We start from the raw sequence: 2,824 nt of genomic DNA on the forward strand, positions 1-2,824 counted from the left end.
GTAATAGGCATTACACTTATATATTTATAATTCTCTTCGTTATCATCGTTAATATGTATTACTGACATTGATATTGGAAAATCTTCAATTTTTGATCCCTTGTTCATATATATGAGTGCAAGTACACCAACTAATAACATAGCCGTTGCAATACTTGAAGCTCGTTTTTTTCTTTTCGTTCCCACTAAAAATCCCCTTTTCTAACATAATATCTTCATTATTTTACTAATTTTAATTATTCATGTATAGAATAAATATGATTCAAATCACTTCTGTACTTTACTCTTTGCCTTCAATAACATTATTATTATATATTATAATTATAAATTTTTAGAATTTGGAGGATTTATATATTGAAGAAATTACTTTTAAACAAATGGTTGCTTGTGGTTTCTATTCTTATTATTGCCGGCACTATTTTCTACGCAACTAAAGATCGAAAAAATGCTGAAAAAGAAACCGTTGATACCACAACTTTCCGAACTCAATTGCAACCTAAAATGAATGAATTAACTACTAATTATAATGACATTATTGAGAATGATTGGTTGCCTGCCTGGGAAGAGATTAACACGAACGGAGATTCAGTGGACAGAAATAAACTATTAGTTACAATGAGTGCTGTTTCCAAACAATATGAAAAAATTATGAAAGAAATAGACACAATACAAATTGAAGAAAACATAACAGAAGTACATATACAAAAGCAACTAGTTTATTTCACAACTGAATTTAAGGCTGCTTCTAAATTTATGAAAAATGCAGCAGATTTGATTATAGACGGATACAACAATTCTACTCCAACCAATGAAACAATTGAAAATACAAAGCATGCTTTAGGACTTGCGGATCAACATATTGTCATCGCTTTATCTACTTTAAATGAAGTTGAAGATAAATTAGGAATATCGAAAAAATAAGTTTATTTACTATTTCAAAATAAAAAATGATTGCATTTCACTAATTGTATATCTATAATGTTTTTATTGATTCTATACACAATCAATGCTTTTAAGTTTTGAATTTTATAATTCGGATGAACCATTCAGGAGAAGATCTATTGATCTACCGACGGGGCAAGAAGTTGTTAAACGAACTTTGAAACTCTCAGGTCTTGGTTACAAGTAGAACTGCATGGGGACGAATCTCTGGAGAGACTCCCTCTCGCTTTTGTATAGCGCGGAGGAAAACGAGCACCGAAGGAGCAAATCCGCTAATCTAGCGGATAATCTCTCAGGTAAAAGGACAGAGACAAGCGAAAGAAAATGCCGATTTGTATCGGTTTATTTTTCTATCCCTTGTTTCTCCAGAGACCATTTCATTTCCTTGAAGTGGTTTTTATTTTTTCTAAAAAAAGGAGAATAAAGATGGAGACAGTAAGTAAAGTATTAGAACAAATGAATCATTATGTGTGGGGATTACCGACTTTATTGCTACTAGTCGGAACTGGTATCATTCTCACAGTGCGCTTAAAAGGTTTACAGTTTAGTAAACTAATATACGCTCACAAACTAGCATTTAAAAAATCAGAGGATACATCATCTTCTGGAGATATTAGTCACTTCCAGGCGCTCATGACAGCTATGGCTGCAACGATTGGTATGGGAAATATAGCAGGTGTTGCAACAGCTGTTACTATTGGTGGTCCTGGTGCAATCTTTTGGATGTGGATTACTGCTTTGTTCGGTATGGCAACAAAGTATGCCGAGGCAATTCTTGCGGTGAAATACCGTGTTAGTAATGAAAATGGTGAATACTCAGGTGGACCAATGTATTATTTAGAGCGTGGCTTAGGTAAGAAATGGCTTGCTGTTTTATTCGCTATATTCGGTACAACTGCTTCTTTCGGTATCGGTAATATGGTGCAATCTAACTCAGTTGCAGAGGCAATGCGAATTAATTTCTCTTTCCCCCCTGCTTTAACTGGTATATTAATGTCCTTTTTAATCGCTATTGTCATTTTAGGCGGTGTAAAAAAAATCGGGAAAGTGACGGGATTTATCGTTCCTATTAAAGCTTTCTTTTATATAATTGCTGGTCTTATTATTATTTTCTATCACTATGATCAAATTCCAGAAGCATTTTCACTTATTTTTTCTGGTGCATTTAATGGTACTGCAGCTGCTGGTGGTTTTATCGGAGCAACAGTTGCATCTGCAATTCAAATCGGAATGGCACGTGGTGTATTTGCGAACGAGGCTGGTTTAGGAAGTGCTCCTATTGCTGCGGCTGCTGCCAAAACAGATTCACCTGCAAAACAAGCTTTAGTTTCTATGACTGGTACTTTTCTAGATACATTTATTGTATGTACAATTACGGGGCTAGTATTAATTACTACAGGCGCATGGAAATCAGGTAAAACTGGTGTTGAAGCTACAACATTAGCATTCCAATCCGTATTCGGTACTGCTGGTAGTATGATTCTCGGTATCGCCATTATATTATTCGCCTACTCTACTATTTTAGGTTGGTCGTATTACGGAGAGAAGTGTGTTGCTTATTTATTTGGACAAGGTGCTGTACGATATTATAAAGCAATCTTTATCGTTATGATTGCTATTGGCGCTAATTTAAAATTAGGTGTTGTATGGACATTTGCCGATATTGCGAATGGACTTATGGCGATACCAAACTTAATTGGTCTAATTGGATTAAGTGGTGTAGTTGTCGCTGAAACAAATCGGTTTTTACAAGCAGAGAAATTAAAAAAAAGCAATAAAAAACAGGCAAGTTAATGTTTGCTTGAAATAAAGTCAGTTCAAATTTCATTACAAATATCGATTGTATATAGAATAAACCCACACATTTTGAAACATGATTGTTC

The 2,824-nt window shown here is 34.3% G+C and carries 2 protein-coding genes, 1 pseudogene and 1 riboswitch; of the genes and pseudogenes, 2 read left to right on the forward strand and 1 reads right to left on the reverse strand.

From position 1 onward, the window contains the following. Window positions 1-185, reverse strand: a pseudogene (locus AC1DTM_RS21700) (hypothetical protein); the annotation flags it as partial. A gap of 168 nt (window positions 186-353) precedes the next feature. Here AC1DTM_RS21700 and AC1DTM_RS21705 point away from each other — a divergent pair. Next, window positions 354-920 carry a hypothetical protein gene (locus AC1DTM_RS21705; protein ID WP_016104795.1) on the forward strand — a complete coding sequence of 189 codons (567 nt, stop codon included), beginning with the start codon at window positions 354-356 and terminating at the stop codon, window positions 918-920. Window positions 921-1,138: 218 nt separating this feature from the next. Beyond that, window positions 1,139-1,259: riboswitch (glycine riboswitch) on the forward strand. Window positions 1,260-1,367: 108 nt separating this feature from the next. Next, a complete protein-coding gene (locus AC1DTM_RS21710; protein WP_078174204.1) occupies window positions 1,368-2,735 on the forward strand; it encodes an alanine/glycine:cation symporter family protein in 1,368 nt (455 codons plus the stop codon). Window positions 2,736-2,824: the final 89 nt, after the last annotated feature.

Source organism: Bacillus sp. P4_D3, from assembly GCF_056401855.1.

Excerpts from the sequence above, each read along its gene's own strand:
- AC1DTM_RS21710 (WP_078174204.1), top strand. The coding sequence starts at position 1,368 with ATGGAGACAGTAAGTAAAGTATTAGAACAAATGAATCATTATGTGTGG.